The sequence below is a fragment of the Plasticicumulans sp. genome, assembly GCF_035331805.1.
Taxonomy (GTDB): Bacteria; Pseudomonadota; Gammaproteobacteria; order Competibacterales; family Competibacteraceae; genus Plasticicumulans.
Window position 1 is genome coordinate 6,322 of the sequence record NZ_DAOLKE010000075.1, and the last position, 6,836, is coordinate 13,157.

The following is a 6,836-nucleotide window of genomic DNA, read 5'->3' on the forward strand; positions in this document are numbered from 1 at the left end:
ACCTACGTGACCACGGCGACGACGACGAGCACCGTGACGCCGGGCATCGTCGTGCTCGAACGCAGCTACCTGCCGAATGACGCGCACAGCTGGAGCAAGGTCTACGCGCCTTCGGGGACCAGCGACATCGGCCGGCTGACGCCGCTCGGCGCGCGCGCGTCGATCTCGATCTGCAACACCACGTATGCCGCGAGCGGCAGCTACTCGCAGCGCGTCGACACCGCCGCCTATCCGCCGGTCATGCGCTTCGCGGCCGGCGAGTTTCCGGACTGGGCGGCGCAGGAGGTGCGCCAGTGCCAGACCGGCGTGAGCGGCAGCCCCGGCAGCTCGGCGCTGATCGGTGACTACGCGGCGCGCGTGCGCGTCTGCGTGCCCGGCAGCGGCACCGGCGGCCTCGGCGGCGAAAAATGCAAGCAGTATCCGGACGGCAGCTACCGGCCGGTCGGCGTGCTGCAGGACTACGGCGACGACGACCAGATGTACTTCGGCCTGATGCTCGGCACCTATGGCGGCAACAAGTCGGGCGGGGCGCTCAGGAAGAACATCGCCTCGTGGCGCGGTGACGAGATCAACCTGCAGACCGGCCAGTTCCTGGCAACCCCGTCGACCGGCAGCATCCGCGCCGCGCTCGATGCGCTGCGCCTGTTCGGCTACAAGCACGGCGGCTCGTATACCGACAGCTACAACAGCGGCAACGGCGGTGATGCCTGCGGCCTGGCCTCGAACACCGACCCGCTGAACTCGTTCACCGAGGGCAACTGTTCGACCTGGGGCAACCCGATCGCCGAGCTGACGCTGGAGGCGATGCGCTACTTCGCCGGCCTGCGCTATTCGACCAGCTCGACCGCCAACGGCCTGAGTCCGACCACGGCCTTCAACAAGGACGACAGCGCGCGCTTCGCCGACCTGAAGACCGTCAGCTGGCAGAACCCGGCGAGCAGCGACCAGTACAAGTGCTCGCCGGCGAGCCTGATCGCGATCAACTCCGGCGTCAGTTCCTACGATTCCGACCAGCTCGGCGGCTTTTCGGACCTCGGCATCAGCGGCACGCTGTCCGGCTACACCGACGCGATCGGGGCGGCCGAAGGCATCAGCAGCAGCGGCACCCCGCTGTTCGTCGGCGAGTTCGGCAGCAGCACCGACCGCCGCTGCACGGCCAAGACCGTCACGGCGCTCTCCGGCGTCAAGGGGCCGTGCCCGGAGGCACCGCGCCTGTCCGGCAGCTACCAGATCGCCGGGCTTGCCAACGCCGCGCATACCGCCGGCGTCGGCGGGCGCAAGGTCGATTTCTTCGGCGTGTCGATGGCCCCGCCGGTGCCGAAGATCACGATCCCGGTGCCGGCCTCGACGCGCACCGTGACGATCCTGCCGGCGTGCAAGGACAGCAACAACGACTCGGCCTGCACGATCGTCGACTTCCGCATCCTCAGCCAGACGGCCACCGCCGGCCAGTACGCCGGGCGCGTGTCGGTGGTCTGGGAGGACGGCGAGCAGGGCAACGACTACGACGAGGACATGAAGGGCACGATCGACTACGTGGTCACCAGCAACACCGTGACGGTCACCACCTGGATCGACTACGCCAACGCCGGCCACACGCTCGGCTTCGGCTACATCATCAGCGGCACCTCGCAGGACGGCTTTCACGCGCACTCGGGCCACAACACCTTCCGCTACACCGACGCGACCGGCGCACGCGACTGCAGCGCCGGCTGCTCGGTCAGCAGTCCGGCGGTGCAGACCGCGCAGACCTACACCATCTCCGGCACCGCTGCCGGCACGCTGCGTGCGCCGCTGTACTACGCGGCGAAGTGGGGCGGTTTCCGCGACCGCAACAGCAACGGCCGGCCCGACGACGGCGAGTGGGAGGACCACTTCTTCGACGTGAAGAACCCCGGCGAGCTGTCGCCGGCGCTGAGCCGGCTGTTCGCGTCGGTCGCCGCCGGCGACCCGTCCTCGGCGGCCCTGAGCGCCAACGTGCGCACGCTGCAGACCTCGGCGCTGCTGTTCCAGGCTTCCTATAACCCCGCCGACTGGAGCGGCGAGGTCAAGGCCTACGGCATCGACGCCGCCACCGGCGCGCTGTCCGGGCTGATCTGGAAGGCGAGCGATCACCTGCCGGCGACCGCGAGCCGCAACATCGTCACATGGCGCCCGGGCAGCGGCGGCATCGCCTTCACGTGGACGAATCTCGACAGCACGCAGAAGGCGGCGCTGGGCAACGACAGCACGCTGCTCGACTGGCTGCGCGGCGACCAGAGCCGCGAGGGCACGGCCAGCAACCAGCTGCGCGTGCGCACGACCCGCCTCGGCGATGTCGTCAACAGCGATCCGGTGTTCGCCGGCGTCAGCGACGCCGGATACGGCAGGCTGCCGGGCAGCGAGGGCGCGAGCTACGCAGCCTGGGTCACGGCCAAGGAAAGCCTCGCGCAGATGGTCTACGTCGGCGCCAACGACGGCATGCTGCACGGCTTCGATGCGACCACCGGCAGCGAGCGCCTCGCCTACGTGCCGAACGCCGTGTTCGGCCGCCTCGCCGGCCTCACGGCGCGCAGCTACAACCACGTCTACAGCGTCGACGGCGCGCCGACGGTCAGCGATGTCCATGACGGCAGCCGCTGGCGCACGCTGCTGGCCGGCACGCTCGGGGCGGGCGGCAAGGCGGTGTTCGGGCTCGATGTCAGCGATCCGGCCACGTTCGGCCCCGGCAACGTGCTGTGGGAGTTCACCGACGCCGATCTCGGCGAGGGCGTGCGTCAGGCGCTGATCGTGCGCACGCACGACAGCGCGCACCCGTGGGTCGTGCTGTTCGGCAACGGCTACAACGGCACGAGCGGCAACGCCGTGCTGTACGCGCTCGATGCGCTGAGCGGCGTGCAGCTCGCGAAGATCGTGCTGCCGGTCAGCGGCGCCAGCGGTCTCGCGACCCCGGTCGCCTGGGATGCCGACGGCGATCTGGTCACCGATGCCGTCTACGCCGGCGACCTGCTCGGCAACCTGTGGAAGTTCGACCTCAGTGGCAGCGCCGGCGGCTGGCGGGTGGCGCTCGGCGGCCAGCCGCTGTTCACGGCGCGCGGCCCGACCGGGCTCGCGCAGCCGATCACCGTGCAGCCGACCGTCGGCAAGGGCAAGGACGGCGTCGTGCGCGTGTTCTTCGGCACCGGCAAATATCTCGAAGCCAGCGACGGCCAGATCGAGACCTCGCCGGCGGTGCAGAGCTTCTACGGCCTCGTCGATGCCGGCAGCAGCATCACCTACACCAGCCGCAGCAGCGTGCTGACCGCGCAGACCCTCATCGCCGAGTTCCCGGCCGGCACCAACGGCCCGTATCCGCTGCGGGTCAGCTCCGACAACACGCCGGCCGACGGGGCGAAGGGCTGGTATCTGGACCTGGTGCCGCCGAACGGTGTCGCGGCCGGCGAGCGCGTCGTCGAGCGTGCCGTGATCCGTTACGACCGCATCGTGTTCCCGACCATGCTGCCGCTTGCGAGCGCCGGCTGCTCGGGTGGCGGCGACGGCTGGCTGATGGAGGTGCTGTCCGCCAGCGGCGGCCGGCCGAAGACCGCCTCGTTCGACCTGAACAACGACGGGCGCTTCGATGGCAGCGACGGCGTGACGATCAACGGCGAGCTCGTCGTCGTCACCGGCATCAATCCGCAGGTCGGCGTCATCAGCGGCGCGCCGGCGGTGGTCGTCGGCGCCAAGTCCGAAACCAAATGGGTGACCGGCTCCGCCGGTGGCACGCCGTTCAGCGTCGGCGAGCGCATCGATGCGCGCAGCACCGGGCGGCAGTCGTGGATCCAGCTGCAGTGAGGGCGTGACGGCGGGACGGCGGGAAGGACAGGGCGGCAGCGCGGGCGACGGCGTTTTTTCTCCTCCCGCCGCCCGCCGTCCGCTCCTACACTGCCGGCCCCCGACCTCACCCGGAAGCCGCCGTCATGACCGACCGCTACGCCGTGATCGGCAACCCGATCGCCCACAGCAAGTCGCCGCGCATCCACACGCTGTTCGCCGCCCGGACCGGACAGGATCTCGTCTACGAGGCGATCCTCGGTCCGCAGGGCGGTTTCGCCGACTGCGCCACGGCGTTTCGCGCAGCCGGCGGGCGCGGCCTGAACGTCACCGTGCCGTTCAAGCAGGACGCCTGGGTCTGGGCCGATCGCCTGAGCACGCGCGCCGAGCGCGCCGGCGCGGTCAACACGCTGAAGCTCGACGAGGACGGCGTGCTCGGGGACAACACCGACGGCGCCGGGCTGGTGCGCGACCTCGAAACCAACCTCGGCTGCACGCTGGCCGGGCGGCGCGTGCTGCTGCTCGGGGCCGGCGGCGCGGCGCGCGGCGTGCTGGCACCGCTGCTGGCGGCAGGACCGGCGGCGGTGACGATTGCCAACCGCACGCCGGACAAGGCCGCGGAACTCGCGCTGCGCTTCGGCGACCTCGGCCTCTGCTACGGCCGCAGCTACGACGAGCTGGCCGGCGAACGCTTCGACCTGCTCATCAACGCCACCGCCGCCGGGCTTTCGGGCGAGGTGCCGCCGCTGCCCGAAGGGCTGCTCGCCGACGCTGCCTGGTGCTACGACATGATGTACGGCGACGAACCGACCGCCTTCGTGCGCTGGGCGCGCGCGCACGGCGCCACGCACACCGCTGACGGTCTCGGCATGCTGGTCGAGCAGGCGGCCGAGGCCTTCCTGATCTGGCGCGGCGTGCGTCCGGATACGGCGCCGGTGCTGGCGGCGCTGCGCGGGGAAGGCTGAAGCGGCGCGGCAGGGCAGGGGCCGGAACGACGACGGGCGGTCCGCAGACCGCCCGCCGGCGTGGCTCGTGAAGCAGGTCGTGAAACCGGCTTCGTGCGCTGACTGCCTTACTGCGAGATCAGCGCGTGCTCGTACTCGGCGCGCCCCAGGCAGCCGCGGCGGGCGGTGTCGGCCTTCGCGAAGTTCAGGATGCCCATGTCCTTGGCTTCCCTCGGGTCGATGCAGCCGTTGCCGTCCCGGTCGGCCCACTCGAAGCTCTGGTCGGGAACCGAGTTCGGCACTTCGCGCTGCTCGACCTGGCGGGTGACGGTGCCGTCGGGATTCGTGATGGTCGTGACGATGGTCTCGGTCTTGGCCTGCGCGAGGCCGATGCCGGAAAGCAGCGCGGCCGCGGCGAACAGGGCGAGCATGCGGTTCGGGCGATTCATGGTGAAGGTCTCCTTCTGGATCTGGCCTGATCTGGCCTGGTCTGGATCGGCACGGAAGCGGCCGGTGGGCGCCTGCGGCAGCAGGCCATCCGTCCCCGCTGCGGGCAGGGGCGGACCGTAACGCAAGGTGGGATGGCGGATCGCCGGCGAAGTTCGCGGATCCCCCGGGAAGGGCTGCAACCTTTGGGGTGTAGAGGTGGTGTACGCGCAGGGTAGAACACGAATTCCGGAGGTCCAGACCTTGAACCGTCGCAGGAAGCCCCGTCCGTGAGCCGCATGCTCGCCGACGCCATGACCGCCGAGATTCCGCGCCTGCGCCGCTACGCGCGCGCGCTGACCGGCGACCCGGAGCGCGCCGACGATCTGGTGCAGGACTGCCTGGAGCGCGCCTGGACCCGTCAGCACCACTACGACGGCAGCAGCGAGCTGCGGCCGTGGCTGTTCACGATCCTGCACAACCTGCACGCCAACGCCGCGCGCAGCTATCACCGCCGGCCGGCCTTCGTCGATGTCGACGCGCTGGCCGAGGCCGCACCGGTGGCCCCGAACCACGACGGCGAACTGGCACTGCGCGATCTGGCACAGGCCATGGACCGGCTCTCCGACGAGCAGCGCGCGGTGCTGCTGCTGATCGGCGTCGAGGAGCTGACCTACCCGCAGGCCGCCGCCGTGCTCGGCGTGCCGGTCGGCACCGTGATGTCGCGCCTGTCGCGGGCGCGCGAGCGCCTGCGGCAACTGCTGGCCGGGGCCGATGACGGCCCGCGGCTGAGGAGGGTCAAGTGATGAACGGCGAGTCCGGCAGGCGCATCGCCGAGGCCGAGCTGCACGCCTGGCTCGACGGTCGCCTCGAACCCGAACGGCGCGCGGCGGTCGAGGACTGGCTGGCCGCCAACCCCGGCGAGGCCGAGCGCCTCGCGAGCTATCACACGGCCGAGGCCGGCCTGCGGGAACTGTACGCACCGGTGCTCGAAGAACCGCTGCCGGCGCGACTGCTCGACGTGCTCGCGCAGCCGGCACCCCCGCAGCCTCCGCAAGCCGTGCAGCGGCCGTGGCTGCGGGCGGCGATGGTCGCCGGCTGCCTGCTGGGCGCTGGCATCGCCGGCGCATTCGGCGGCTGGTTCGGACACGCGCGCTTCGGCGGGGACTGGCCGGTGGCGGCCGGCCCCGACGCCGCCTTCGTCGAGCGCGCGGTCTACGCGCACGCCGTCTACGTGCCCGAGGTCCGCCATCCGGTCGAGGTCGCCGCCGCCGAGAGCCAGCACCTGTTCGGCTGGCTGTCGAAGCGCATGGGCCACACGATCCGCGCGCCCGGTCTGGAGGCGCTCGGCTTCGAGCTGCTCGGCGGCCGGCTGCTGCCGGGCGAGGAGGGCCGTCCGGCCGCGCAGTTCATGTACCAGAACGCCGATGGCCGGCGGCTGACGCTGTACGTGAACCGCTGCGATGCCCGCGGCGAGACCTCCTTCCGCTTCCACCACGAGGACAGCCTGAATGCGTTCTACTGGCTCGACGGCGAACTCGGCTACGCGCTGGTCGGCGACGTGAGCCGCGAGGAACTCTCGGCCGCGGCGCATCAGGTGTACCGGCAGCTGGCGCTGTGAGCGGCGGCCGGCGGCCCGGGGCCTCTTGCCGGACCCTGCCGTGCCTGCCGCTC

General features: G+C 71.3%; 5 protein-coding genes. 4 read left to right on the forward strand and 1 reads right to left on the reverse strand.

Features of this window, described 5'->3' with window-relative positions:
* A partial coding sequence (locus PKE44_RS07630) for a PilC/PilY family type IV pilus protein (protein WP_324549712.1) occupies positions 1-3,813 on the forward strand: 3,813 nt, incomplete at its 5' end.
* A gap of 125 nt (positions 3,814-3,938) precedes the next feature.
* The gene (gene aroE / locus PKE44_RS07635; protein WP_324549714.1) at positions 3,939-4,757 is read left to right on the forward strand and encodes a shikimate dehydrogenase; all 819 of its coding nucleotides are present in this window, start codon (positions 3,939-3,941) and stop codon (positions 4,755-4,757) included.
* Positions 4,758-4,864: 107 nt separating this feature from the next.
* On the opposite strand, the gene PKE44_RS07640 is transcribed toward aroE, so the two are convergent.
* Positions 4,865-5,185, reverse strand: coding sequence for a hypothetical protein (locus PKE44_RS07640; RefSeq protein ID WP_324549716.1), 321 nt, complete (start codon positions 5,183-5,185; stop codon positions 4,865-4,867).
* Between the two features lie 276 nt (positions 5,186-5,461).
* Between PKE44_RS07640 and PKE44_RS07645 the strand changes: the two genes are divergently transcribed.
* Positions 5,462-5,968: a sigma-70 family RNA polymerase sigma factor gene (locus PKE44_RS07645; protein ID WP_324549720.1), complete on the forward strand. Its 507-nt coding sequence runs from the start codon at positions 5,462-5,464 to the stop codon at positions 5,966-5,968.
* Positions 5,968-6,783: an anti-sigma factor gene (locus PKE44_RS07650; RefSeq protein ID WP_324549718.1), complete on the forward strand. Its 816-nt coding sequence runs from the start codon at positions 5,968-5,970 to the stop codon at positions 6,781-6,783. Before PKE44_RS07645 ends, PKE44_RS07650 begins: the two co-directional genes overlap by 1 nt.
* Positions 6,784-6,836 lie beyond the last annotated feature (53 nt).